Origin of the sequence: Hoyosella sp. YIM 151337 (assembly GCF_026041215.1) — a bacterium.
Lineage (GTDB): Bacteria > Actinomycetota > Actinomycetes > Mycobacteriales > Mycobacteriaceae > Hoyosella.
Genome location: NZ_JAPEIQ010000006.1, coordinates 335,789 through 361,354, shown reverse-complemented (window position 1 = coordinate 361,354; position 25,566 = coordinate 335,789). Strand labels below are relative to the sequence as shown.

Genomic DNA, 25,566 nt, shown 5'->3' with positions numbered 1-25,566 from the left:
CTGGACGATCCCGTTTCGCAGTGGCAGATTTCAGGATGGGCCGACGGTTCCGGTGTACCGCGGGCGGTAGGCTTGGAAGCTGCCATCAGCGAAGGGAAGCCAGTGCCGGAAACGAACCCATCTGAAACCCCTCGTGGCGAATCAGTGCAGGCGGAGACGCCAGCGGAACTGGTCGCCCGGTTTGAGCGTGATGCCATGCCGCTCATCGACCAGCTATACGGGGCTGCCCTTCGGATGACGCGTAACCCCGCCGATGCCGAAGACCTGGTACAAGAAACCTATCTGAAGGCCTATTCAGCATTCAGTTCCTTTAAAGAAGGAACCAACCTCAAGGCTTGGCTGTACCGAATCCTTACGAACACCTACATCAACGGGTACCGGAAGCGCCAGCGGCAGCCTGCACAGTACCCGACCGATGAGATTACGGACTGGCAGCTGGCCGCGGCCGCCGATCACAGCTCCACCGGGCTGCGCTCCGCGGAAGTCGAAGCGCTTGAGGCACTACCCGACGATGACATCAAAGAAGCGCTGCAGTCGCTGCCGGAGGAGTTCCGGATGGCGGTCTACTACGCGGATGTCGAGGGCTTTCCCTACAAGGACATCGCCGAGATCATGGGCACCCCAATCGGCACTGTGATGTCACGCTTGCACCGCGGGCGCAAGCAACTGCGCGGCATGCTTGCGGATGTCGCCCGTGACCGTGGTTTCCACCGTTCGAACAGCAAGGCTTCCGCTGAGACACAGGAGAAAGCGCAGTGATGACCCCACCGGACAACCACAGCGAGGAGGGGTTCCTCGAACATGATCACGTGGACTGCGCGGCCGTCATGGCCGATGTCTATCTGCTACTCGACCACGAATGTGACCAAGAAGTGCGCAAGCGGCTTGAAGCACATCTTGACGAGTGCGGCCCGTGTCTAGAGGCCTACGGCGTCGAGGAGAAGATCAAGCGGTTGCTCTCAAGGAAGTGTGGCGGTGATCGCGCTCCCAAGTATCTGCGTGAACGTCTAACGATCGAAATCCGCAAGCAGGTGACGATTCGGCGCGTGATTGCCGACGACTAGGGGGCTTACGCACTGCGCAAACAAGGAAAGTCCGGGAATTCCCGGACTTTCGCTGCTATCAGGCGTTAGGGCGCTTGCCGTGGTTCGCCTTGTTCTTGCGGCGGTCGCTGCGCTTGCGGCCACGCTTGCTCATGGTCACTCCTTTTGTGGCGGGTCATCCCGCTGGCTCACTTCGTTGCCGGTCCAGTGTACTCGAACGCCTGTCAGCCCAAGTGGCCCTGCGCCCTCACTCCGCTGCGCGAATCGCGGTGCTTACCCACGTGTCGCCCCACACGCAGTCGCTCGATTAGCCTAGAGACGCTAGCGGAATGGCGGAGGCTCTCATGGCAGAAGATGTGCGCGCGGAAATGGTCGCGCAGGTTCTCGATGTTGTCGTCAATGTCGGTGACGTGGTTCGTGAGGGCGATACTCTTGTCTTGCTCGAATCGATGAAAATGGAGATCCCCGTCCTTTCCGAGTACGACGGGACGGTCAGTGCCGTGAATGTCTCCAAGGGCGACGTCATCCAGCAGGGTGACCTTATCGCCGTGATTTCGTAGCACGTGGCGGGTGATTGCTTCCTATGTCGACATTGAGTGCGCTGCTCGCCGAGCACACGGACCTGCCAGGTGATGCTGTCAATCATCTGCAGCGTCTCGTTGGCGAGTGGCAGATTGTCGCGGACCTGTCGTTTTCGGATCTCCTGATGTGGGTCGCTACGGGTGATCTCGACGATGCCGAAGGGCAAGACGACCTAGCCGGGGCACGCGCTGTGTGCGTGGCCCAATGCCGCCCAACGACGTCACCTACGGTGTATTCGCATGACCGGGTCGGAACCTCTGTGGAATGGGCCGATCACCCTGAACTTGTCGCGGCGATGCTCCGTGGCGAGATCTTGCGTGAAGATACGCCGCGCTGGCATGAGGGAACGCCGCTGGCGCGGGAAGCGATTCCGGTGCGAAATTCCGGCCAAATCATCGCCGTGCTTACTCGCGATACGTCGCTGGCCCAACTGCGAGTGCCGAGCGCATTGGAGATGGCTTACATCGCATGCTCCGCGGATCTGTGCCAAATGATCTGTGACGGAAGCTTTCCGCTGCGTGAGGACCTCGTTGGTATTCAGTCGAGCCCACGCGCTGGGGATGGGCTGGTGCGCATCGACGTCGAGGGCGTAGTCGCGTACGCGAGCCCAAACGCATTATCCGCATACCACCGAATGGGCCTCTCCACCGAGATCGGAGGTCAGAACCTTTCCTCGGTCACGCGTCCGCTGATCTCCGATCCCTTCGACGCTCAAGAGTTCGGCGTGCGGCTTCAGGCGGTTACCGCACGTGAGTCCAGCATGCGGATGGAGGTCGACGCCCGCGGTGCCACGGTGCTATTCCGAGCGCTGCCGTTGTATCCGCACGGCGAACCGGCTGGTGCGCTCGTGTTGGTACGTGACATCACCGAGGTGAAGCGCCGGGATCGCGCCCTGCTTTCCAAGGATGCGACGATCCGTGAGATCCACCATCGCGTGAAGAACAATCTGCAGACGGTCGCGGCACTGCTGCGGCTGCAAGTGCGGCGCACCACGAACGAGGAGGCCCGCCAGGCGCTTGCCGAGTCTGTTCGGCGTGTGAGTTCCATTGCGCTGGTTCATGACACGCTCAGTATGTCAGTCGATGAGCAAGTGAACCTCGATGACGTCATCGATCGGCTGGTGCCGATGATGGTCGACGTGGCGACGGTAGGTAAGCCGATCGCGGTGCGACGGGAAGGCAGCCTCGGCGTGATGCCGGCGGACAAAGCGACGCCACTAGTCATGGTGCTCACCGAACTTGTGCAGAACGCGATCGAGCATGCTTTCAACTTGGGTGCTTATGCGGATTTCGACGATGACACTCGGGACCGGGACGTCCCGGGCGAGATCGTGTTGAGGGCGGAGCGGTCGGCCCGATGGCTGGATGTCGTCATCCATGACAATGGGAATGGCCTGCCAGAAGGCTTCAGTCTGGAACGCTCGGATCGCCTCGGGCTCCAGATCGTGCGCACCCTGGTCGCCGCGGAACTCGGTGGTTCTTTGGGACTGCACGAAAGTGCCGAGGGCGGCACTGATGCAGTACTGCGCGTACCACTCGGCCGGCGCCGTTAGTGAATGCCGCATTGGCATGACGGCATTCACAATTAACAACGCTTTGGCGCGAATTATTATTACTCGTACGAAAATGCAGAAAAATGGCTTGGATCGGGACGATCCAAGCCAAATACCTGCTTTGAGCTACTAAAACGTCATACAGCGCTGCGCGCGCGAGTGCGAGCCTTGCGCCGCTTGAGTGCGCGACGTTCATCTTCGCTCATGCCGCCCCATACGCCTGCATCCTGGCCGGATTCCAGTGCCCACGTAAGACATTCGGGAGTGACGGGGCAGCGGCTGCAAACGAGTTTGGCCTGCGCGATCTGCGCAAGGGCCGGGCCACTGTTCCCGACGGGGAAGAACAGTTCCGGATCCTCATCGCGACAGACCGCCCGATGGCGCCAGTCCATGATCTAAGCTCCTAACTGGGTGTTGCGCGCACGAGGAACCGAAGTGCGTCACACCATGGTTGTCAACAATTCATTCACGCGTAGCCGTTGTGTTTCCACGCCGTTAACTGAAATGCTGTCACGAACCTGTTGGAAGCTCAATACTCCCGAGACGGTCGTAACGAACATCACTCAGCGCGCGACCCGCTACGGTTCGCAGCATGGCAGGCGCTCGGTCTAGCTGGTGTGGTTACCCATCTATTTGTACGCCCGGAGGTTCAATTCTGTGTGAAATCGGGCAGATTCTCTAGAGGTAATTTGACTTTAGGGGTCGAATGTGCGTGATTTCACAGGAGTATCTCAGGCTGGAGCGCCGCGAAGATGTCAGGCGGGCTCTTTCGGCGCAACGACATCGAGCATGTTTGGGGCGGTCCGGAAAGTGACGTCGTCACGCAGGCCGATGAAGTCACCGTCCAGTTGCAGACCAATGGGGCGGCTGCTGTGAATTCGCACCTGTTCGAGATCGTCGGTGCGCAGCAGAGCTGGGTGCCGTGGACCGTTGCGTGGTGAGAAAACGAGCTGCCGAGCTACCCGCAGGATCGGCACCCATCCTGTCGTACGCATCGCAAAAAGCCCGAGTCCCGAGTCATAGGTTGCGCCGGGATTCGTGATAACCGGGCGTTCTTCGAGGTACGTCCACGGGCTCGCGTTGGATACGAAAGCGAAACAAACACCGTCTTCCACGCTGCCGTCGGGCAGTTCAACCGTGAGGGCGGGCTCGTGGCGTTTTTCGCGCAGGAATGTCCGAACCGCCGAGCGGACGTATCGCGCCGACGTCGCGGGTTTGCCGCGCGCCCGGCTGGCTTCAACCGCTTCCACGACGTGGGCATCAAGGCCCATCCCCGCATTGAACAAAAACCAGCGATCCTCACAGTGCCCTAGACCTATACGTCGATGATGACGGAGCTGTACCAGGTTGATCAGCTGGTTGGCCGCATCCAGAGGATCGTTCTTGATGCCGAGTGAGCGAGCGAACACATTCGCCGAGCCGCCAGGGACAACCGCGATTGAGGGAACAGCGGTTGCTGCGATCGCTGCGAGTGGGCCGCTCCGTGGAGCGCCCAGTACACCGTTGACGACCTCGTTAACAGTGCCGTCGCCGCCGTGCACGATGATCAGCGGATAACCGTCGCTCGTCGCCTCTGCGGCAAGTTCCGCGGCGTGGCCGCGATACGCGGTGTGCGCGACCCGGAGCTTGAGAGCGCTCGAGAGCGCGAGCGCGATGAGGTCCCGCCCCGCAGGCGTGGTCGAGGTCGCGTGAGGATTAACAATGAGCAGCGCACGCACGGTGTGAGAGCCTATCGTGTTTAGGCGCGAGCCGCGGCGCTGTACCCTGTCGTCGTGGCCGCCACGTCCCCATCAGATGAATTCCGGAAACCATCCGGCTCTCGTGCACTCTATGTCCCGCTCGGAATACGCGCTGCTGGTGCGATCGTCTCCTTGCAGGGAATCGTCCTGCTCGGTCTCGCGGTGTGGCTCACCGCGCGCGCTATTACGAAGACAGGCGGCACAGAAGTTAGCGGATTTGCCACCGCGGGGTGGTTCCTGTTCCTGGGTATCCCTGTGCTGGCAGCTGGTGCGGCGCTGATTATCGGGAAGCGATGGGGACGATCGATCGCGGTGGTTTTGCAGTTGCTCCTGCTGCCGGTTGTATTCTCCATGTTCACCGGTTCTCACCAGTACGTCTGGGGGTTCGTCCTCGGGGGAGTGGTTGTCGGCACGCTTGTGCTGTTGATGACCGGCCGTTCGAGTGAGTGGATGTCGGAAGAGTAGTTCTGCGCAGTTTGTCAAATCCGGCGGCAAAACGCCGTGAACGTCCTCGCTTCTGCGAAACAGATCAGGAAGTATGGGCGCGTGACCAGAGTTCTCGCGATTGCGAACCAAAAAGGCGGGGTCGCGAAGACCACGACCGTGGCGTCGCTCGGTGCCGCGCTCTCGGCGCTCGATCAACGGGTGCTCGTGGTCGATCTCGACCCGCAGGCATGCCTGACATTCTCGCTCGGCCATGACCCCGACAGGCTCGAAACATCGGTACACGACGTACTCATTGGTGAACAGAAGGTCGCGAACGTCCTTCTGGAAACCGCAGACGGAATGACTTTGTTGCCGGCGAACATCGACCTCGCAGGCGCGGAAGCACTGCTCCTGATGCGGCCGGGCCGTGAGTTCACACTGCGCCGGGCGCTTGACGCGGCGGCCGCTGACTTCGATGTGATTCTGATCGATTGTCCGCCATCGCTCGGTGTGCTGACTCTGAATGGTCTCACTGCTGCGGATTCGGTCGTTGTGCCTCTGCAATGTGAAACGCTGGCGCATCGTGGCGTGGGCCAGTTGCTGCGGACAGTCAGCGAGGTGCAGCAAATCACGAACCCAGACCTAACGCTGCTCGGTGCGTTGCCCACGCTCTACGATGCACGAACGACCCACAGCCGGGATGTGCTTGCAGACGTATCTGATCGCTACGGCCTCCCCGTGCTCGCGCCGCCGATTCCGCGCACTGTGCGGTTCGCTGAAGCCTCCGCATCCGGTGCGACGATCCTTGCTGGCCGGAAAAACAAAGGGGCGGCCGCATACCGGGATTTGGCGCAGAACTTGGTGGGGTACTGGGCGAGTGGGGAAGCGCTGTCCACCTTCGCCCCCTACGAATAACCTGCTTGTGGTCATGCCACAGCAGGGTGAGACGTGTCAGGCCGGGCCGAGCACGACGAGAACCGAATCAGATGTGTCCGCCTCGGGCGTGGTGCGCTGCTCAACGATATAGGTACCAGTGACCGATAGTGCCGTTGCGCTGGCGCCGCCGCGATCGACAGCGATCAGTCGCTGGAACTCGCCCGTTCTCGCATCGTGTACACCAATCCCGTCAGCGGTCGGCACGAGCAGTTCGCCGCCCATCACCGCTGAGATGCCGGTCGCGTCAGGAATTCGCCACAGCGGGCGGAAGTCTCGCGCACTGAGACCAACCACATCCCTGCCCGTAAACCAGTAGGCGGTGTCCGTCGGGTTGTGGACGTATCCTGCCGCGTTGGCTGCGGGATCGACAGTTACGGTTGGGGCCCCTCCGGGGCGGGCGGCGCCCTCCGCAACGGGCACATCGATGAGCGGCCACCGCGCCAACTCCGTCGCGGCGGTGTCGTAGGTGACGAGTTCAGCCATATCCCCTGGCACGAAAATCGCGGTGCTTTGCGCTGACGCGGCAGCAATTCGAGCCCCATTTGCTCCTGGCACAGCGCCTAATGCAGCGTCGTGAGTGGTGATGAGCGCACTCCCGAGTTCTTCCGGTTCACTGTTTCGCTCAGGAGTAGCGTTGAGCATGACCAGACGCTCGCCTGGCTCATCTTGGCAGTGAAGGACAGTTGCCACTCGCGCGCGGCTGAGCAGCGCATCGTTGATCGCACACCCACCGCGGGGCTGCCGGTTCGGGTTGACCGGCGCCGCGACACGGCCGAATTCAAGAGTGCGCACCATATCGGTGCGCCACACTTCGAGCCGTTCGCTGCCGAAAGCCAGCACGTGGGCGCCGTAGCTGTGAATCAGTAGCTCTTGATCCGCGTCACTGGACCGCTGCGGTCCGCGATTTCCCGTCGATGCATCGAGGACGGTTACCTGGGTGCAGCCGCGCGCCGTGCGGTAAACCGCGATGATGTCGTCGTCGCGGTTCGTCACCGAGCACAGCACGCGGTTTCGCTGATACCGCCACTCGACTTCACCCGTCCCCGCAGCGCGGCCCATAACGGCGCCACCCTCCGCGCTGACGACGGCGCCGTTGACGACAACGGGCTGGCCCGCCGCTGAGTTGGGTGCCGCCCACAGTTCCTGCACCGCGGTGGGTGCGGCGGTGGCGGGTTCGACCGCTGGTACAGGCGGGCTGGCAACTTCCAGCTGAGTATGCCGGTAGTCACTGCGCAGCCAGATCACGAGCGCCACAACTGTCACGACGACAGTAATAAGCAATGCGGCGACGAGGTCAGCGCGAGTGCGGCGCTCCGGGGTGACGGGCATCGTCAGCGCAGCCAGCGAGCAGCGCCTGAACCTGCCTTTGAGAATCTAGCGCCGAGAGGAACGCCGAGCGTCATTCTGAGCTCACCTGAGGCGCGGCGTGACTATCGCGCACCGTGCTGTCGGTCTTCCCAGCGTCGTCAGCTGCACTCGGTGCACCCCTCCGGGTCCGCTTGCGGCGCCGCTGTGTGCGGCCCTCTTTCGGTCCGGACGGCCCACCTGGCCCAGATGGCACGGCCGGGCCAGGTGGGCTGTCGGGCGCTGACGTGAGACCTGGTGCGGTGTCCGGGGCCTCCGCGTCTAGATTCCCGCCTTGCGTGCTCTTTCCGCCGCGCGTGCGCCTGCGCTTGCCCCGGGCAGCGCGCTTGTCCGGCTTCGCATCAGCGCTTTCCGCGGCGACTGCCTCACCCTCTTGAGTGGGCGATGCCACGCGACCGGTCACATCTTCGGGGATATCCAGATCGCTGTACAGATGGGGGGACGTCGAGTAGGTCTCTGTTGGCTCGTCAATGCCGATGCCGAGTGTCTGGCTGATGTGCTTCCACCGATCGAGATCTTCCCAATCGACCAGTGTGACCGCAGTGCCCGTGCGGCCAGCGCGCCCGGTGCGGCCAACGCGGTGAACGTAGGTGTTCTCGTCGTCCGGACATTGGTAGTTCACCACGTGAGTGACGTCCTCAATGTCGATTCCACGCGCCGCAACATCGGTGGCCACCAGCACGTTGGCGCGTCCCGAACGAAAGCGGCGCAGCGACTTCTCACGTGCGGCCTGTCCGAGATCACCGTGCACAGCGCACACCGCGAAACCCCGTTCTTCGAGATCGCGTGCGAGCTGGTCAGCCTGGCGTTTGGTGCGGGTGAAAAGCATCGCGGCGCCGCGGTCTCGTGCCTGCAAAGCACGGCAAACTAGTTCGAGCTTGTCGAGGGCGTGCGCACGATATACGAACTGCCGAGTGCGGTCGTGGACCGCGGAAGAGTCGGCCTCCTCTGCGCGCACATGTGTCGGCTGATTAAGGAACGTCCGCGCTAGTGTGATGATTGGGCCGGGCATCGTCGCGGAGAACAGCATCGTTTGACGCTCGTCTGGCACGCGGCTGAGAATCTTTTCGATGTCGGGCAAGAAGCCGAGATCCAGCATCTCATCGGCTTCGTCGAGAACGACAATCGAAACCCCGGTGAGGCGCAGATGCTTCTGGTTTGCGAGGTCGAGCAGGCGTCCAGGTGTGCCGACCACGACATCGACGCCGCTCTCAAGCGCGGAGGTCTGCTCTTCATAGGGGCGGCCGCCGTAGATCGCCTGAACACTCAGTGGGCGCGGTGCGCCGTCCGCGCCGGCACGAAGGTAGCGGCCCGCCGCGGTTAAATCCTTGGTGACCTGGATGCACAGCTCGCGGGTCGGAACGACTACGAGGGCACGCGGAGTCCCATTGAGTGGCGCAGCCCCAGCCGCGACGCGATGCAGTAGCGGCACGCCGAACCCGAAGGTTTTGCCCATGCCGGTGCGCGCCTGACCGATAAGATCGTCGCCAGCGAGAGCAAGGGGCAGGGTGAGTTCCTGGATCGCGAATGTCCGCTCAATGCCTTGCTCATTGAGTGCGCGGACGATGTCCCCGAGGACGCCGAGTTCGGCAAATGTCGGAGATTCGTGGGGCTCAGTGAGTGCGCGGGCATCTGCAGTGACAGTCTTGCCTGTAGATGACCCGCCGGGCGGCCCGGAGATCCCTGTGTCTTTCGTGAACTTGCTCAGGATTTGCCTTTCTGTTGTTGCGCCGCGCAGCGGCGCTGTGAACCGCGCCGCTGCGCGGCGCCTCACTGGCGCTCGGGGTGCTTGGTCCAGTCCTGCGAACGCGCAGGACGAACGTGAGCGACCGCTCGTTGCCAAGGGCTTGCCGTCATGGTACCGGGCATGCCTAGTCCCTGCGCACGTACACCGCACGTGACATAGGCTCATCGGTATGGGATCTGTGAGCAGCGACCACCCTGGGATAATCGAATTGTACGGAGCACTCGCGTGCGGTGAAATCGCAGCGTTTTATCGGCTTGCGGATGAGGCCCGCTTGGCCCCGCACCTGCACGGCCGGATAGCAATGGCGCGCATGGCCGGGTCGGAGATGCGGCATTACGAACTATTGCACACCGCGATTCGGGACCTCGGCCGCGAACCCATTGAGGTGATGAAACCCTACGTGGAGGTGCTGGACGCCTACCACCAATCAACGTTGCCGAGCACGTGGCCGGAAGCTCTGGTCAAGGCGTACATCGGCGACGCGATCGCCGCTGATTTCTACTTGGAGATTGCGAGCGCGTTTCCCGATGACGTCGCGAACGTGGTCCGGGGCGTGCTCGCGGAGACTCACCACTCGGAGTTCGTCAAGGACGAGGTTCGCTCGATCGTGGAGCGAGATAAGAAGGAAGCGGACCGTCTGCGGCTGTGGGCGCGCCGGTTGTTCGGCGAGGCCCTGACACAGGCACAGCATGTACTTGGGCAGCGGGACGAACTCACTGAACTGCTCCTCACCGCGAGCGGTGACCTTAACCACATCGCTACGCTATTCGAGAGCATGCAGGGAAAGAACGACGACCGGATGAAGACTCTCGGCCTCGAGTGAACGGTGCCGCCGCCGCGCCGAGTTCGCTAACAGCGCAGGCTATCGCACCGCTCGTTGCTCGCCGGTTCGCTAGCCTGGCATGCGGGGTGCTTGGCAAGGCAGGCTCAGCCTGCTGAACGACACGGCCGGGGCCGTAATCCATTGATGTGATCGGAGGACAGCGTGGAGGTCAAGATCGGGATTGCCGACAGCAATCGGGAGCTGGTCGTTAACAGCACCCAATCGGTCGAGGAAGTCGAGGAGCAGGCGCGCGCGGCCTTCGACAAGGGGGATAGCGCGACGTTCGCGCTGATTGATGACAAAGGCCGCAAGTACCTTGTCCAGTCCAGCAAGATCGCATACGTCGAGATCGGCCCAGCGGACCCCCGCAAAGTAGGTTTCGCCGCGCTGTAACAGATCGGGCGTCGAGGCGTGGTGGGTATCAGCCGGTTCCTGGGGCTGCCCGCCACGCCTTTTCGGTGCGCGGACTGTGTGCTGGCTCGGCTCGGGGATCCAAGGGCTAACCGGGCTTGCCTAGGCTGTGCCGCTTCCAGAAATCTCCGGCACGATCTCATCGTCGCGTGGCGGGGAACTGGGCGCAACCATGTCGCGTGTGCGCTGGTAGGGGACGTGTGAAAGTCCGCCCCACGCGAGGCTGACGGTCGTCTCGACCGCGTCGGACTTACTGATGGGCCGACTGGCTTCCAGCCAGTAACGTGCATTGACCTGACTGACCCCGACGAGGCCGACCGCGAGCATTCGCGCTCGGTAAGGATCCAGTCCCGAATCGTGGCTCACGAGGTCGAATACCGCATCGATGCAATCTTCGCTGGCTTGTGCGACGCGAGACTGTACCGAAGGGTCACTCAGTGCGTCCGACTGGAAAATCAGCCGATATCCCTGCGTGTCGTTGTCTACGAAGTCGAAGAATGCCTGGACCGCCGCGTACAGCCGTTGCTTGTTATGGGTAGTCGACCGCAAGGCTTGGCGAACCCCGGAAATGAGCTTATCCACGTGTGCCTGCAGGACGGCGAGATACAGCTCCAGCTTGCTGGGGAAGTGCTGATAGAGCACTGGCTTGCTGACGCCCGCCCGTTCCGCGATCTCGTCCATCCCGGCCGCATGATAGCCCTGGCTGGCGAACACGTCACTCGCGGCGTTGAGAAGTTGAGCGCGCCGGGCTCCCCGAGGGAGCCGGGTGTTCTTCCGTGCGCGTGGCTGTTCTGCCCCGCGCGACCCACCGCGCCGCTCCCCTGTAGAGGAGGACTGGGCGCCGATCCGTTCCGCCAAAGCCATCACCGTTCATATCGCGCTGGTCGTTACTGGTTGCCAGTGCATTGACACTACCTTGTAGCGGGTGAAAAGCCGATCTGGACTTCATTCGTTGGGACGTGAGGCTCGGTGCTGACCTGCGGTAAGCTCGCGGTGGGAGTTCCGGGAGTGCAGCAACTGGCGCTGCGGCGCGGCGCTGCCTGTGCTGCACAGGATTATGAGAGTCTGGGAGGGTGACGATTCGCCGAGCACGTCACCAAAAGGACGGCCGCTACCGGCGCTTGTCCCGCGACGAAGCGCGTTACTCCCGCGACGCCCACGGGCGCCGGGCGCATGCGGCGTCGTCCCGCTCCGCCGTGCGGAGAAGCCCGCTTAATCAGCCGCTCGATGCGCATTGGGATCCAGTAGGCGCACCACGCGCTGCCTCGGGCTACTGCGACGACCCCGAGCCAGCCGACCCGCAGCCCGTGCGCAGGCGCAGGTCCGATCGTGCAGAACACCGCAGGGCCCGCAGCGCAGGCAGCCGCGCTCGCCGCCGCGTGCGGTCGGCCAATCGCCAGAGCGCCGCAGCGCGCATCCTCGGAAGCCCTGGGTGGCGCGCCTGTGCGATCCCCGCGGTAGCACTGCTTATCGTGGGGGTGACTGTCTTCTCTGCCCGCGGGGGTGAAGAGGGCGGGGAGTCCGGCGCCGGTGGTGACTCCGCGTCCGTATTGCTTGACGGTGGCGTGGGGCAGGACGGTGAACCGGTGCCCCCGCCCGCGGATGGCGCTTTTCCGGAACTCCCCGCTGGCGTTCTGCCTGACGGTGGCCCATTCACGGAACACGGCACGGGCTCATGGCGGGTGATGCCCGGCGGAACCGCTGAGGTGGGTGCGGGCGAGGGACGGTTCTTCACCTACACCGTCGAAATCGAAGAGGGTATAGACACATCGAGTTACGGCGGTGACGAGTCTTTTACCAGAATGGTGGACGAGACACTTGCTAATCCGAAAAGCTGGATCGCCGACCGCCAGTTCGGGTTCCGCCGCATTTCCGCTGTTGAAGACGGCGAACCTGACTTCCGGGTTTCGCTGACGTCCGTGATGACGGTGCGTCAGTTCTGCGGTTACACCATCCAGCTTGAGGTTTCGTGCTACTCACCTCGCACCGGGCGGGTCATCATCAACGACGCGCGGTGGGTGCGCGGCGCCCTTGCCTTCCAGGGTGACATCGGTTCGTATCGCCAGTACCTCATCAACCACGAGGTCGGACATGCGATCGGGTACCCGGATCATGTGCCGTGCGAAACCGATGGCGGCCTCGCGAACGTGATGATGCAGCAGACGCTGAGCACCGCGAACGATGAAATCGCGCTCCTCGATCCAGGTGGGGTGGTGCCTGCGGACGGGAAAGTGTGCGGTTACAACCCGTGGCCGTACCCGCGCGGCGCCCAGTAGACTTCGGGCAGATATGAACGAACTCCCTCCGCTGGTCGAACCGGCCACCCAGTTGACTCGTGACGAGATCGCCCGCTACTCGCGGCATCTGCTGATCCCGGGCGTCGGCGTAGACGGGCAACGCAGACTGAAGAACGCTCGTGTCCTTGTCATCGGCGCGGGCGGCCTGGGTTCTCCCGTGTTGATGTACCTGGCTGCAGCGGGCATTGGCACCATAGGGATTGCCGAGTTCGACACTGTCGAACTGTCGAATTTGCAGCGTCAGGTGATTCACGGCCAGCGTGATCTTGGCCGGCCCAAAGGGGAGAGCGCGCGCGACACGATCCGGGAGCTCAACCCCAATGTCGAGGTGCGCTGGCATAACGTGCGCCTGGAGAATCGCAACGCGGTCAATATCTTCAGGCAGTACGACCTGATCATCGATGGCACCGACAACTTCGCGACACGCTACTTGGTCAACGATGCGGCAGCGCTGGCTGGCAAGCCGTACGTGTGGGGATCGATCTTCAGGTTCGAAGGCCAAGTGTCCGTCTTTTGGGAGAGCCCCCCGACGGGGAGGGGTGTCACGTACCGAGATTTGTTCCCCGATCCGCCCCCGCCCGGCAGTGTGCCATCGTGCGCAGAAGGCGGGGTTTTCGGTGCGCTCTGCGCCACGATCGGATCGCTGATGGTTACTGAAGCTATCAAGTTGATCACGGGTAGCGGCTCAACCCTGCTGGGCCGGGTCCTCGTGTATGACGCGCTGGCCATGTCGTTCCGTTCCCTTGGCTTGCGGCGCTCCGCTGCTGCGGCCCCGATCTCGGAACTCGCTGATTATGAGGAATTCTGTGGGACAGCGGCGCAGACCGCGAGCGGAGGCAGTTCGATATCACCGGCCGAGCTGAAGGAGTTGCTTGAGTCGGACGACCCGCCAGCGTTGATTGACGTGCGTGATCGCGTCGAATGGGACATCGTGCGCTTGCCTGGCGCGACCCTGATTCCGCACGGAGATTTTGAAGAAGGTTCGGCGTTGTCGGTATTGCCCCAGGAACGTCAGCTCGTGTTGTACTGCAAAACTGGGATCCGGTCTGCCGCCGCGCTCGAGACGCTGCATGAGGCTGGCCTGCGCAATGCGGTCCACCTGCGGGGTGGTCTGGCGGCGTGGGTGAAGCAAATCGACCAGTCGCTGCCGATGTACTAGCCGGTGGTGCGGGTGTTATCAACTGGGGGCGTGATCAGGTCGTTTCATGTCCCGGATGCCCGACACGTGGGCTTCGTTACGCAGTATCGGGCGTGCAGAGGGGTAGGTTACGGTCCGTGAGTTCCGCCCCGCCCCCAGATCATGTGCGCTCCACTTTTGGCCTGCGTGAGAGAGAACCTGTGTCCCTCGGCGCCGACTGGGACGGAGGATGGCGGTTCGGTGACGTCGTACTCTCGCCGGTGGGTGACCACGCGCGGGCCGCGTGGTCGGCGAAGGTGCGGGAGACGCTGATGGTCGACGGCGCGCGGGTGGCGAAACCCGTTCGCGCTACCGATGGCCGCTACGTCGTGTCCGGGTGGCGCGCCGACACTTTCATCGAGGGTTCGCCCGAACCGCGTCACGACGAAGTTGTGTCGCTGTCAGTACGACTGCATGCGGCCACTTCACGGCTGGAAAAACCGCGGTTCCTCACGCAGCCGCCAGTCGCGCCGTTCTCAGATGTGGATGTGTTCGTCGCGGCGGATCGTGCGGCGTGGGAGCCGATCCCGTTGCGAGATCCGAAGCGTACCGGGCTGCTCGACATGTCGAAAGACGGTGTCGACGCGAGTCTCTCGCTTCTGAAGCACCTTGCGGACCAGCGCAAACCGGTTGAGCTTCCCGCTCAGTTGGTGCACGGTGACCTTTTCGGCACGGTGCTCTTTGCCGAAACCGCGGCGCCAGGTATCACGGATATCACGCCGTACTGGCGACCCGTCTCATGGGCGGCCGCGGTTGTGGTTGTCGATTCGCTGTCGTGGGGCGGCGCCGATGAGGGTTTGGTAGAGCGCTGGGACGCCATGCAGGAGTGGCCGCAGATGTTGCTGCGTGCATTGATGTTCCGTGTGGCGGTACACGCACTGCACCCGCGCTCAACGACGACGGCGTTCACCGCAATCGAGCGAACCGCTGAACAGATTCTCGAGTTGCTGTAACGGCACGCTGCTGAGGCAGCTCATTCGATGTTCCTCAGCACGCTGGCGAGGAAAAGCTGTGCTTCCTGGCTGGCCTGGGCGGGATCACCGTCGATAATTGCCTGCACTAGGCGTTCGTGTTCACGGTCGTAATGGGTTTCGGCGAGTCCGTGGTACTCCACGTGATGATGGATCGCTGACTTGATGATCGGCACGAGCGAGTCGTAAAACTCTAGGTAGAGGGCGTTGTGGCTCGCTGCGACGATGGCGCGGTGCAAGTCGACGTCAACCTCGATGGCGCGGTCATATTCAGCGGCAGCGTTGAGCCGTGCCCGTTCGCGAAGCAGATGCTTGAGCGTTGCGATATCTGTGTCGTCGCGCCGGATCGCCGCAAGCGCGGCGGCTGTGACATCAAGGGCCTGGCGTAATTCGTATACATCGCGTTCGGCGGCCGCGGCGAGGTGCTTCGACAACGTTCCGCTCACGTCGGAAGCTGCGGTCACGTACGTGCCAGAACCTTGGCGGCGTTCAAGCATCCCTGCGTGTACGAGTGCCTGGACTGCTTCGCGCACAGTGTTACGTCCCGTGCCGGTGAGTTCGGATAGTGCGGGTTCCGTGGGGATTCGGCAGCCAACTGGCCAGGCGCCGGAGGTGATCTGCTCACGGAGCATGTCGGTGACTTGTGTAATCAAGCTCTGTCGCTGCACCTGGCGCACCGGTCTCTCCTGACAAATGGGGATGAATCGGGTGTGGCTAAGAATACGTTGCCTCCGTTCATCCAATCATCCTATGATTTGTCGAGTCTGGGAAGAGGCCTGCGATCAGAGGAGGGTACGTGCCACCGCTTGTTCCGGCTGACGCCATCGCGAGCGATGGCGCGCGTCTCGCGACCATCACCCCGGCCCCCCGGCCGGTTACGCAGCCGCACTTGTGGCGTGGCCGGATGCTGGTCTTTGCGGCTCTCCTCCTGGCTGCGCTAACGCTGCGGCTCGCCGTGACGTCAATGACGCCGCTGCTCGCCGATGTCGGTTCGGAGCTCGGATTCGGCGCGGTGATGGCCGGCGTATTCGGAATGATGCCGCCGGCAATGTTCGCGGTGGCCGGCCTGCTCACGCCGATAGTGATGATGCGGCTGGGCCTCGAGCGCACAGCGCTGCTTTCCGTCCTGCTCTCCACGGTGGGGCTCGCGGTGCGTCCACTCACCGATGACGTCGGCCTGATGCTCGCACTGACGGCGGTCGCGCTAATTGGCATGGGTGTGGGCAACATCGTTCTGCCACCACTGGTGAAAAGGTACTTTTCCGACCGCATCGCGCTGATGTCGACGCTCTACATCAGTTTTGTGCAACTGGGAACCGTCATCCCGGCAGTGCTGGCTATTCCGGTAGCTGACGCACTGGGCTGGCGGTTTTCGCTAGGGATGTGGGCGGCGGTCTGCGCTGCGGCAATCCTCCCGTGGATCGGCCTTAGCCGGGCTTCCCGCAGGCCTGCCGAGACACCTCGCCGTGCGGCTGACAGGGCCGAGAGTGGCAGAGTGTGGCGTTCACCGCTTGGCTGGGGGCTCGCCGTGATGTTTGGCATGACCGCCCTCATGACATACGTGTTCCTGACCTGGCTGCCGACGATCCTGATCGATGCAGGTATCAGCCGAACTGCCGCCGGTACGCTGTTCGGGGTCTTCATCCTTGCCGGGCTGCTTGGCGTGCTTGTCATGCCCAGCCTCACGTCCCGGATGCGTAATCCGTATCCGCTCGTCGTGGCATGCATGATCGTGATTGTGGCCGGCATGGCCGGACTGCTATTCGCCCCCGGGCACGCGACGGTCGTGTGGATATTTCTGCTCGGTCTGGGACCGTCTACCTTCCCGATGTCCCTCACACTGATCAACCTGCGGTCCCGCACCGATACCGGCGCCGCGCGGCTCTCCGGATTCACGCAGGGCTTCGGTTACGCTGTCGCGTGTACCGGACCGTTCGGGATCGGCGTACTGCACGAACTGACCGGCGGCTGGGCGATCCCGTTCGCTGTTTTGGCTGGTGTCGCGGCGATTACGCTGGTTGCTGCGCGTCACGCCTGCGCCCCTCGTGTGGTTGAGGACACATGGTGATGTCCGATCTTCACTCGCTGACACAGTGCGGAAACACGGGAGTAACCCTCACCGGGCACGATTTGTCCAGGTGAGGAGATTTTGACGGGGCAGTCATTCAGGGCAGCACCGTGGCAACACCAAATTCCTACATTGAGGTCTCCACACTAGAAAGGGGACCGCGATGACGCTCGTGAGCGAACGACCCGCGTCTGACTCGAAGGCGGGCGAACACGTCGAACCCGTTCGCCGGAACGGCCGCTGGATTGACCATTGGGAACCAGAGAACCCGGAATTCTGGGAGAAGACGGGCAAGAAAGTCGCCCGCCGGAACCTGCTGTTCTCGGTGTTCGCCGAACACCTCGGCTTCAACGTATGGGTGCTCTACAGCATCCTCGTCACCCAGATGGGCGCGGCCGGGTTCGTCTTCATGCAGGGTGACGCTGCCGTCAACAACGCTCTCATCCTGATCTCGACGCCCGTCATCGTGGGTGCCATCCTGCGCATCCCCTACACCTTCGCGGTCTCAAAGTTCGGTGGCCGCGGCTTCACCACATTTAGTGCGGCCATGCTGCTCATTCCGACGATCGGCCTAGCCATCGCCTTCAGCCAGCCCGGCACACCGATGTGGGTATTCCTCATTCTCGCTGCGCTCACCGGTTTCGGCGGCGGTAACTTCTCCTCCTCGATGGCGAATATCTCCTTCTTCTTCCCTGAAAGCAAGAAGGGCGCCGCGCTCGGAATCAACGCGGCCGGCGGAAACCTCGGCGTTGCTGTCACACAGCTCGCGATGCCGCTGGTCATCACTGCCGCTCTGCTCTTCACGGCGAACGACGAAGCAGGTTATCGCTTCGCGCTCAGCGTTGCGGCGCTGTTCTGGGTGCCCTTCATCCTTATCGCGATGTTTGGGGCGTGGACCCGGATGGACAGCATCAGCGGAGCTAAACCAGACGGCGATTCCTACCCCCGCGCCATGAAGAACAAGCACACCTGGATCATGGCGTTTCTTTACATCGGGACCTTCGGCTCGTTCGTCGGCTTTTCGTTCGCGTTCCCAACTCTGCTGCGCACCTACTTCCCTGAACTGCAGAACGTCGGCTGGATGGTTGCACTCGGTAACCTGGCCTTCATCGGCGCGCTTGTCGGTTCTTTCTCGCGACCTGCTGGCGGCTGGTTCGCCGACAAGGTCGGTGGTGCGAAGCTCACCTTCCTGGTCTTTGTCGGCCTCTCGCTGAGTATCGCCGCGGTGATGGGGGCACTCGCCCTCGAGAGCTTCCCGCTTTACCTGATCTCGTTCATTACGCTGTTCGTAATCACCGGTATCGGTAACGGCTCCACATACCGCATGATCCCGATGATTTTCAGCGCCAGCGTGCGCCACCGGGCGGAGTCCGAGGGCATCAGCACGGAAGCTGCGCTCGCCTCCGCGAAGCGCCAGGCCGGTGCGGCCATCGGTGTAATCGGCTCGATCGGCGCGTTCGGCGGCTTCATCCTGCAGCAAGCGTTGCGGCTGTCGAACGTCCACCTTGGCTCGATGGCACCGGCCTTCTGGACCTACGCCGTTGTCTTCCTGCTGATGGCGGGCGTGACCTGGTGGTATTACCTGCGGACGTCCTTCGCGATCTCCCGCGCTCCTAGCCTCGCACACGCGAACGTCTGACGTTACGAGCAGCGCGGACCCCTCGGCTGCGGCACTGGGGCGGCAATAGTCCCCAGTGCCCGCAGGCCTTTCCGGACAACCACAATTCACCCTCTCACCTCCGCATGGCAGCCGCCGGACTGGCCCGGCTTCGCTCCAGCGAAGGTCTTCACATTTCAGACAGACACTTCGGCGCTTCCTCCGAGTTTGTTCAGGTGCCGCGACGGCGACGCCGCGAATACACCCTGGCTACCGTCCTGCACCATGTCAGCCTCCAGCCCGTGCGAATGGCTTAAAAAGGGTGACCCGGACGCGAAACAGGGAGGTAACGAAGCGTACATAGCGTGGAATCACCAGCACCAAGAAGGAGCGGCAAAATGCACAAGAAGGTCGTTGTTGTCGGCCACGGTATGGTCGGGCACCGATTCGTCGAGGCGCTCCGGGCACGCGATGAAAACGGTGACTGGGCCGTCACAGTTCTGTGTGAAGAGCCTGTCGCCGCATATGACCGGGTGGCGCTTTCGTCCTACGTGAACACCTGGGACCCGAAAGAACTCGCCCTCGCAGGTAACGACTATCTGGGTGACACACTTGTTGACGTACGGCTCGGGTCGACTGGGACAGCGATCGATCGCGACGCCCACACCGTCACGACCAGCGCGGGTGAGACGATCCAGTACGACAAACTGGTCCTGGCTACCGGCTCCTACGCCTTTGTGCCACCCGTTCCGGGCAAGGATGCACGCAACTGCTTCGTGTACCGCACGCTCGATGATCTCGACCAGATCCGCGCAGCAGCCGAGGCTGCGCCCGCCGGCAGTGCCGCTGTCGTCGTGGGTGGTGGCCTCCTCGGCCTCGAAGCGGCGAATGCCCTCAAACTGCTGGGGCTCACTCCGCATGTCGTCGAGCTTGCGCCGCGCCTGATGCCGCTGCAGGTCGACGAAGGCGGTGGCGCACTACTGAAGAACCTCGTTACCAGCCTGGGGCTCAGCATCCATACGGGCGTCTCCACGGCAGCCATCAAGGAACTGGAGAATGGGCGCCTCGCGGTGGAACTCTCCGACGGCAGTGTGATCGACGCATCGCTACTCGTCTTCTCTGCGGGCGTCAGGCCGCGCGACGAACTTGCTCGCACCGCAGGGGTTGAGGTCGGCGAGCGTGGCGGTGTCATCACCAGCCTCTCCTGCCAGACCTCAGACCCCGATATTTACGCGATTGGCGAGGTCGCGGCTATTGAGGGCCGTTGCTACGGGCTCGTTGGGCCCGGCTACGCTACCGCGGAGGTGGTTGCCGACCGGCTGTTGGGCGGCGAAGCCGACTTCCCGGGCGCAGACCTGTCAACGAAGCTGAAGCTCCTCGGCGTCGATGTTGCCAGCTTCGGTGACGCGTTCGCACAAACACCAGGCGCCCTCGAAGTTGTCTTCAGCAACCCTGCTGCTGGCACATACGCGAAGATCGTCGTCTCTGACGACGCGAAGACGCTCCTTGGCGGCATTCTTGTTGGTGACGCGAGCGCTTACGCGACCCTGCGGCCGATGGTCGGCCGGGAATTACCCGGCGATCCTGCCGCGCTTATCGCGCCAGCAGGAGGCGCGGAAATTGGCGCCGGGGCACTGCCAGACGACGCCCAGATCTGCTCCTGCAACGCGGTCACAAAGGGAGACATTTGCGGTGCGATCGCGAATGGCGCGTGTGACATTGCGTCGGTGAAAGGCTGCACCAACGCAGGGACCTCATGCGGTGGCTGCCTGCCGCTGGTGAAGAAGCTCCTTGCCGACTCTGGCGTGGAACTGTCTAAAGCCCTGTGTGAATGTTTCACGCATTCCCGCGCGGAACTGTTCCAAATTGTGCAGAGCACTGGAATCAGAACGTTCTCGGAACTCATCGCCAAGCACGGTGACGATAGCCGCGGATGCGATATCTGCAAACCAACCGTGGCGTCGATCCTCGCGTCAACGAGCAGTGACCACATTCTTGACGGTGAGCAAGCCTCGCTCCAGGACACCAACGACCACTTCCTCGCGAACCTGCAGAAAAACGGTACCTACTCGGTTGTACCGCGCATGCCGGGCGGTGAGGTCACGGCTGACCAGCTGATCGTGATCGGTGAAATCGCGAAAGAGTTCGACCTGTACGTCAAAGTCACCGGCGGGCAGCGAATCGACCTGTTCGGGGCCCGCGTCGAACAACTGCCAGCCATTTGGAAGCGCCTCGTGGACGCCGGAATGGAATCAGGCCACGCCTACGGCAAATCGCTGCGCACAGTCAAGAGCTGTGTTGGTTCTTCCTGGTGCCGCTACGGGCAGCAGGACTCCGTCAAGATGGCGGTTGACTTGGAGAAGCGCTACCGCGGGTTGCGGTCGCCGCACAAGCTCAAGATGGCCGTCTCCGGCTGTGCGCGCGAATGCGCGGAGGCGCGCGGCAAGGACGTCGGCGTCATTGCAACCGAAAAGGGCTGGAATTTGTACGTCGGCGGCAATGGCGGGCAGACGCCAAAGCACGCTGAATTGCTGGCGGGCGACCTGGACGACGCAACCCTCGTCAAGTACATCGATCGCTACCTGATGTTCTATGTCCGCACTGCGGATCGTTTGCAGCGCACCGCGCCCTGGCAGGAAGCGCTCGAGGGGGGTCTTGACCATCTCAAGCAGGTGATTTGCGAAGACAGCCTGGGTATCGCGGCCGAACTCGAAGCTGCGATGGAACGCCATGTTGCGGGGTACAAAGATGAATGGGCCGGTGTCCTCGAAGACCCGCAAAAGCTTTCCCGTTTTGTCTCGTTCGTTAACGCGCCATCAGAGCCTGACCCTCTCGTTCAGTTCACTGAGGCTGATGGACGCAAGGTTCCCGTAACGCTGGGAATGCCCAGCATGCCCGAAACCGCACCGACAGGGGTGAAATGATGACCGCACTGGATGTTCGCGAACTCCGTACACTGAACAGTTCAGATGAGTGGACGACGGCGTGTGCGTACGACTACCTGCTGCCTAACCGTGGGGTCGCCGTGCTGCTCCCCACAGGGGAACAGGCCGCGCTATTCCGGCTCGATGATGGATCTTTGCGTTCGGTGGGCAACATCGACCCGTTCGCGGGTGCTGCCGTCATGTCGCGCGGATTGGTTGGCGACCGGAAGGGTGAGCCGACCGTGGCGTCCCCCTTGCTGAAGCAAGTCTTTTCGCTAGACAGTGGTATCTGCCTGGATGATCCAGCCCGCGTGCTGGGTGTTTTCGAGGTACGCGTGCGCGACGGTCTCGTCGAGATCCGTCCAGCCCAGGTGCCGCGGCAGCCGAAACAGTGACAGTAACCACCTCTGAGCACCGCCCGCGCAGAAATCTTAGGAGACACCAGTAGCGTGAACACTATGGGAGTTGAGCAGCAGGCCGCGCCCGCACGGCCTGGCGACGACAGCCCCGCCGCGCTAGCCGGCTTTACGATCGGCATTACTGCGGCCCGCCGGGCTGAAGAGTTCGCGACGCTGCTCAGCAAGCGTGGTGCATCTCTCGTTCATGCGCCAGCCATCCGCATAATCCCGCTGGTCGACGACACTGAACTGCACGCCGCCACCGAATCGCTGATCGCGTCGCCGCCGGACATCGCCGTCGCCACCACCGGGATCGGTTTCCGCGGCTGGGTCGAAGCTGCGGATAACTGGGGACTCGCTGAGCCCTTGCTGCAGTCGCTCTCCTCGTCGCGCCTACTTGCACGCGGCCCCAAAGCAAAGGGCGCCATGCGCGCCGCAGGCTTGCGCGAAGAGTGGTCACCAGAGTCTGAGTCGTCAGCCGAGGTGCTCGATCACCTTCTAGAAGAAGGCGTCGAAGGCAAACGGATCGCTGTTCAGTTGCATGGTGCCACGACGGAATGGGAGCCTATCCCAGACTTCTGCGAGGTGATGCGCAGTGCTGGCGCGGAGGTCGTGCCCGTGCCTGTGTACCGGTGGGTGCCACCGGACGATCGTTCGCAACTTGACCGAATGATCGAAATGTCCATTAATGGAGAGCTGGACGCAATTACGTTCACCAGTGCTCCGGCTGTTGCGTCACTGCTCGGCCGGGCGAAGGAAACACGGGTGCTGGAGTCGCTGCTCAACGCGCTCCGGGGCCGCGTTGTTCCCTTCAGTGTCGGGCCAGTGACGGCGGCGCCGCTGGAAGCGCTCGGTGTTGCAACGACGCAACCGCACCGTGCCCGGCTCGGCGCGCTCGCCCGGCACATCGCCGAGGAGCTGCCGAGACGCGCAAGCCACCTTCAAGCGGGGGGACACTACCTCAGCATCCGGGGCAGCTGTGTCGTGGTCGACGGCGCGGTGAAGCAGGTTCCGCCCGCTTCGCTGTCGATCATGCGTGCGCTTGCGCGACGTCCGGGCGCGGTGGTCTCACGCGAAGACTTGCTTGCGGTCCTGCCGGGTGCTGGCGGTGACACGCACGCGGTGGAAACAGCGGTGGCGCGACTGCGCGCGGCGCTCGGCGCGCCGAAGGTAGTGCAGACCGTCGTCAAACGCGGTTATCGGCTCGCGCTTGATCCAGTCGAGTCGGACCCGAAGGGAGACAGGTGAAGGACATGCACGGGCAGATACTTGTTGCGCACGGCACGCGCAACCCCCGCGGTGTGTCCATGATCGCTGCGGTTGCCGACGCGGTATCCGAGCAGGCTGGGCCGACCCGGGTCGCGTTCGTCGACGTGCTTGGACCGTCGCCAGCGGAAATTCTGAGCCAGCTTCGGGGCCCTGCGGCGCTCGTTCCTGCGTTCCTTGCCTCGGGATATCACGTACGTACCGACTTGCCGCGTGAGATCACTGAATCAGGTCATTCCGATGTTCGGATAGCGCCGGCGATCGGGCCCGACCCGGTGCTGGCGGGCATTCTGGCGGAGCGTCTGACGGAGGCGGGGTGGGTGCCGGGAGATGCGGTGGTCCTCGCCGCTGCTGGCTCCTCAGATGAGCGCGCGCTGCGCGACGTGAGGCGTGCGGCCGTCATGTTAGCCGACCGCCTGCACACCCGAGTCGATGTGGGTTATATCGCGACAGCGCAGCCGCGGGTCGGCGCGGTTGTTGACGACGTTCGGCGACGGACAGGCAAACGCGTGTTCATCGCGTCCTACCTCCTCGCGGATGGACTTTTTCATAACCGTCTGTTCGAGGCGGGGGCAGATGGTGTAGCAGCACCGATCGGTGTGCATGACGAACTGGTCAGCCTTATTTGTTCGCGGTTCCGGGCCGCGCGTGCGCTGTCCGTGCCGTCGCTGCGTCGTTAAGCGTCATCCGCGGAAGCGGTGTGCCTGCATGTCCACGCGCCCGTCCCTCACTATCACACCCTCCGCCGTCAGCAAGGCCGTCTGCTTCGTGGCGAGGTGCGCGGGCAGCACACCATCCGCGCGGACCACGCGGTGCCATGGAACGTCACTGCCGTCAGTTCGCAAAATGAATCCAACGGTGCGGGCCGAGCGCAGCCCCGCAGCCTGGGCGATCGAGCCGTACGTCGCCACCTGACCGGGCGGAATGGCTTCGACGAGTGTGCGGACCCGCTCGACGATCTCACCAGTAAGCGCTGGGCTCATGGGGCGAGGCCTTCGAGAATGGTTCGGATCGCGCGCCCCGTAAGGAGCGGGTCTTCTTGGGCGACCATGTGGTCTGTGTCGGCGTCGAACACGGTGAGTGCGTTCCCGAGGGCAGCGGCGAGAGCAGCGCGAAACGCCGGGGTGACGAACGGCGGCGACGCGTGCTTGGCCACGACGAGCACAGTCGGGGTCCCTGTGGGTGGCAGGACTCGGGTGCGCGCGAGTTCCCCAAAGGTAGCTATCACCGCTGGCATACCAATACGCCAATTCACGCGGCCGGTAGGCAGCGTTACAAGATGTTCGTCGAGTTCCCGCTCGAGGACCTCCCGGGCAACACCGCGCCATGCGCCACTGAGTTTGTCGCTGCGCGCTTCCGCCCGGTCGGTGTAGTCGGGGGAGTAGGTTGTCGCGTCCGCAAGCTCCAGCATCCACGCTGGCTCGAGTTCCACTGCGGGATCGAGCAGAACCAGCCCGGCGACCCTTTCGGGCATCGCGCGGCTGAGATGCACAGCGAGGTTTCCGCCGAATGAATGACCGACAATCACCGCTCGGTCGAGGTGCCTGAGAATCGCGGTCAGGTCCGCTACGTGCTGCTCGATCGTCCACGGCGGCACCCAGGGGGACCGCCCGTGGCCGCGCAGGTCAGGAGCAATGACTCGGTAATCGGCGAGTTGATCACGCGCGAAGTGCTGCCAGCGCAGCCCGTGGCCGGTGAGACCGTGCAACGCGAGAATTGCGGGTGCGGATGCAGCTCGTGAACCCGTCGCAGCGCCGTCAGGCGGCGGCTCTTCAGGACCGAACTCGTACACGTTTAGCGGTGTAGCGAAATTTGCCATAGTGATCTCTAACTGTGAACAGGTACAGTTATGCCGGTTACCGCATTGTGATGCAGCAGACACAACACGTCCCGCTCCGCGAGCAATTACAGCGAATCACCGATTCGCTGATGGGGAATTAACCCGGACGAAATGACGTGGACTGTACGCTGATCACACGTGGGTCACGCAATGCTAACCTTCGGGGTTACACGACGAGTGGAGTAGTTCAGATATGGTTCCGACCGCCGGTACCGCCGCGCATTCTCGCGGGGTCGCCACAGGGCGTTCTGAGCTGTCGGCTCCGCTTTCCGGTGACGTGCGTTCACAGTGCATGTCTCCACACCCTGCATTGGTGACGAAATCGGTGCGCCGCACCGGATCGTTACGCGATCACCACCGATCTGTGGTGGTGATCTCACTGTCATCAGCGAGCTGCACCGCAG

At 62.9% G+C, this 25,566-nt stretch carries 26 protein-coding genes; 17 read left to right on the top strand and 9 right to left on the bottom strand.

Annotated elements, in window-relative coordinates:
* The first annotated feature begins 102 nt into the window (after positions 1 to 102).
* Together ONR57_RS03135 and rsrA are read left to right on the top strand one after the other, a co-directional pair.
* On the top strand, positions 103 to 759 hold the full coding sequence (locus tag ONR57_RS03135) for a sigma-70 family RNA polymerase sigma factor (protein ID WP_374116390.1): 657 nt from the start codon (positions 103 to 105) through the stop codon (positions 757 to 759).
* Positions 759 to 1,064 carry a mycothiol system anti-sigma-R factor gene (rsrA, locus tag ONR57_RS03130; RefSeq protein ID WP_265121434.1) on the top strand — a complete coding sequence of 102 codons (306 nt, stop codon included), beginning with the start codon at positions 759 to 761 and terminating at the stop codon, positions 1,062 to 1,064. The genes ONR57_RS03135 and rsrA overlap by 1 nt, the downstream gene beginning before the upstream one ends.
* Before the next feature lie 58 nt (positions 1,065 to 1,122).
* Here rsrA and ONR57_RS23485 read toward each other — a convergent pair whose 3' ends face one another.
* Positions 1,123 to 1,197, bottom strand: coding sequence for a 50S ribosomal protein bL37 (locus tag ONR57_RS23485; RefSeq protein ID WP_374116389.1), 75 nt, complete (start codon positions 1,195 to 1,197; stop codon positions 1,123 to 1,125).
* 190 nt (positions 1,198 to 1,387) lie between these two features.
* Between ONR57_RS23485 and ONR57_RS03125 the strand changes: the two genes are divergently transcribed.
* On the top strand, positions 1,388 to 1,603 hold the full coding sequence (locus ONR57_RS03125; RefSeq protein ID WP_265121754.1) for a biotin/lipoyl-binding carrier protein: 216 nt from the start codon (positions 1,388 to 1,390) through the stop codon (positions 1,601 to 1,603).
* Between the two features lie 23 nt (positions 1,604 to 1,626).
* Positions 1,627 to 3,177 (top strand): sensor histidine kinase, encoded by a 1,551-nt coding sequence (locus ONR57_RS03120; protein ID WP_265121433.1) that lies wholly within the window; start codon positions 1,627 to 1,629, stop codon positions 3,175 to 3,177.
* 137 nt (positions 3,178 to 3,314) lie between these two features.
* Here ONR57_RS03120 and ONR57_RS03115 read toward each other — a convergent pair whose 3' ends face one another.
* Complete coding sequence (locus ONR57_RS03115) at positions 3,315 to 3,569, bottom strand: WhiB family transcriptional regulator (protein ID WP_265121431.1); 255 nt, start codon at positions 3,567 to 3,569, stop codon at positions 3,315 to 3,317.
* A 363-nt stretch (positions 3,570 to 3,932) separates the two neighbouring features.
* Positions 3,933 to 4,895: a diacylglycerol kinase family protein gene (locus ONR57_RS03110; protein ID WP_265121430.1), complete on the bottom strand. Its 963-nt coding sequence runs from the start codon at positions 4,893 to 4,895 to the stop codon at positions 3,933 to 3,935.
* Positions 4,896 to 4,949: 54 nt separating this feature from the next.
* Here ONR57_RS03110 and ONR57_RS03105 point away from each other — a divergent pair, with 54 nt between their 5' ends.
* Positions 4,950 to 5,381: a hypothetical protein gene (locus tag ONR57_RS03105; RefSeq protein ID WP_265121429.1), complete on the top strand. Its 432-nt coding sequence runs from the start codon at positions 4,950 to 4,952 to the stop codon at positions 5,379 to 5,381.
* Positions 5,382 to 5,462: 81 nt separating this feature from the next.
* Positions 5,463 to 6,257 carry a ParA family protein gene (locus tag ONR57_RS03100; protein ID WP_265121428.1) on the top strand — a complete coding sequence of 265 codons (795 nt, stop codon included), beginning with the start codon at positions 5,463 to 5,465 and terminating at the stop codon, positions 6,255 to 6,257.
* A 36-nt stretch (positions 6,258 to 6,293) separates the two neighbouring features.
* Here ONR57_RS03100 and ONR57_RS03095 read toward each other — a convergent pair whose 3' ends face one another.
* Both ONR57_RS03095 and ONR57_RS03090 read right to left on the bottom strand, forming a co-directional pair.
* Positions 6,294 to 7,607 (bottom strand): hypothetical protein, encoded by a 1,314-nt coding sequence (locus ONR57_RS03095; RefSeq protein WP_265121427.1) that lies wholly within the window; start codon positions 7,605 to 7,607, stop codon positions 6,294 to 6,296.
* A gap of 70 nt (positions 7,608 to 7,677) precedes the next feature.
* Positions 7,678 to 9,381, bottom strand: a complete 1,704-nt coding sequence (locus ONR57_RS03090) for a DEAD/DEAH box helicase (RefSeq protein WP_265121753.1) — start codon at positions 9,379 to 9,381, stop codon at positions 7,678 to 7,680.
* A gap of 178 nt (positions 9,382 to 9,559) precedes the next feature.
* Here ONR57_RS03090 and ONR57_RS03085 point away from each other — a divergent pair, with 178 nt between their 5' ends.
* Positions 9,560 to 10,213: a ferritin-like domain-containing protein gene (locus tag ONR57_RS03085; RefSeq protein WP_265121425.1), complete on the top strand. Its 654-nt coding sequence runs from the start codon at positions 9,560 to 9,562 to the stop codon at positions 10,211 to 10,213.
* A 162-nt stretch (positions 10,214 to 10,375) separates the two neighbouring features.
* Positions 10,376 to 10,606 carry a DUF3107 domain-containing protein gene (locus ONR57_RS03080; RefSeq protein ID WP_265121423.1) on the top strand — a complete coding sequence of 77 codons (231 nt, stop codon included), beginning with the start codon at positions 10,376 to 10,378 and terminating at the stop codon, positions 10,604 to 10,606.
* 120 nt (positions 10,607 to 10,726) lie between these two features.
* On the opposite strand, the gene ONR57_RS03075 is transcribed toward ONR57_RS03080, so the two are convergent.
* Positions 10,727 to 11,488: a TetR/AcrR family transcriptional regulator gene (locus ONR57_RS03075; protein ID WP_279347346.1), complete on the bottom strand. Its 762-nt coding sequence runs from the start codon at positions 11,486 to 11,488 to the stop codon at positions 10,727 to 10,729.
* 209 nt (positions 11,489 to 11,697) lie between these two features.
* Between ONR57_RS03075 and ONR57_RS03070 the strand changes: the two genes are divergently transcribed.
* The 3 genes from ONR57_RS03070 to ONR57_RS03060 all read left to right on the top strand — a co-directional run bounded on the left by ONR57_RS03070 (position 11,698) and on the right by ONR57_RS03060 (position 15,051).
* Complete coding sequence (locus ONR57_RS03070; RefSeq protein ID WP_265121419.1) at positions 11,698 to 12,900, top strand: DUF3152 domain-containing protein; 1,203 nt, start codon at positions 11,698 to 11,700, stop codon at positions 12,898 to 12,900.
* Between the two features lie 13 nt (positions 12,901 to 12,913).
* Positions 12,914 to 14,080 (top strand): molybdopterin-synthase adenylyltransferase MoeB, encoded by a 1,167-nt coding sequence (moeB, locus tag ONR57_RS03065; protein ID WP_265121418.1) that lies wholly within the window; start codon positions 12,914 to 12,916, stop codon positions 14,078 to 14,080.
* A gap of 116 nt (positions 14,081 to 14,196) precedes the next feature.
* On the top strand, positions 14,197 to 15,051 hold the full coding sequence (locus tag ONR57_RS03060) for a TIGR02569 family protein (protein WP_265121416.1): 855 nt from the start codon (positions 14,197 to 14,199) through the stop codon (positions 15,049 to 15,051).
* A gap of 20 nt (positions 15,052 to 15,071) precedes the next feature.
* Here the strand turns inward: ONR57_RS03060 and ONR57_RS03055 are convergent, their stop codons facing one another.
* Positions 15,072 to 15,746 carry a FadR/GntR family transcriptional regulator gene (locus tag ONR57_RS03055; RefSeq protein ID WP_265121414.1) on the bottom strand — a complete coding sequence of 225 codons (675 nt, stop codon included), beginning with the start codon at positions 15,744 to 15,746 and terminating at the stop codon, positions 15,072 to 15,074.
* Positions 15,747 to 15,865: 119 nt separating this feature from the next.
* Here ONR57_RS03055 and ONR57_RS03050 point away from each other — a divergent pair, with 119 nt between their 5' ends.
* From ONR57_RS03050 to ONR57_RS03025, 6 genes are all read left to right on the top strand, one after another.
* Positions 15,866 to 17,137, top strand: a complete 1,272-nt coding sequence (locus ONR57_RS03050) for an MFS transporter (RefSeq protein ID WP_265121411.1) — start codon at positions 15,866 to 15,868, stop codon at positions 17,135 to 17,137.
* Positions 17,138 to 17,300: 163 nt separating this feature from the next.
* On the top strand, positions 17,301 to 18,776 hold the full coding sequence (locus ONR57_RS03045) for an MFS transporter (RefSeq protein WP_265121409.1): 1,476 nt from the start codon (positions 17,301 to 17,303) through the stop codon (positions 18,774 to 18,776).
* 356 nt (positions 18,777 to 19,132) lie between these two features.
* Positions 19,133 to 21,658 carry a nitrite reductase large subunit NirB gene (gene nirB / locus ONR57_RS03040; protein ID WP_265121408.1) on the top strand — a complete coding sequence of 842 codons (2,526 nt, stop codon included), beginning with the start codon at positions 19,133 to 19,135 and terminating at the stop codon, positions 21,656 to 21,658.
* The gene (nirD, locus tag ONR57_RS03035; protein WP_265121752.1) at positions 21,658 to 22,053 is read left to right on the top strand and encodes a nitrite reductase small subunit NirD; all 396 of its coding nucleotides are present in this window, start codon (positions 21,658 to 21,660) and stop codon (positions 22,051 to 22,053) included. The genes nirB and nirD overlap by 1 nt, the downstream gene beginning before the upstream one ends.
* A gap of 63 nt (positions 22,054 to 22,116) precedes the next feature.
* Positions 22,117 to 23,304 (top strand): uroporphyrinogen-III synthase, encoded by a 1,188-nt coding sequence (locus ONR57_RS03030; RefSeq protein ID WP_265121407.1) that lies wholly within the window; start codon positions 22,117 to 22,119, stop codon positions 23,302 to 23,304.
* A 5-nt stretch (positions 23,305 to 23,309) separates the two neighbouring features.
* Positions 23,310 to 24,002 (top strand): sirohydrochlorin chelatase, encoded by a 693-nt coding sequence (locus ONR57_RS03025; RefSeq protein WP_265121751.1) that lies wholly within the window; start codon positions 23,310 to 23,312, stop codon positions 24,000 to 24,002.
* A 3-nt stretch (positions 24,003 to 24,005) separates the two neighbouring features.
* Here ONR57_RS03025 and ONR57_RS03020 read toward each other — a convergent pair whose 3' ends face one another.
* Entirely contained in the window at positions 24,006 to 24,305 is a 300-nt protein-coding gene (locus ONR57_RS03020; protein ID WP_265121406.1) for an MGMT family protein, read from the bottom strand.
* Complete coding sequence (locus ONR57_RS03015; protein ID WP_265121405.1) at positions 24,302 to 25,141, bottom strand: alpha/beta fold hydrolase; 840 nt, start codon at positions 25,139 to 25,141, stop codon at positions 24,302 to 24,304. Before ONR57_RS03015 ends, ONR57_RS03020 begins: the two co-directional genes overlap by 4 nt.
* Positions 25,142 to 25,566: the final 425 nt, after the last annotated feature.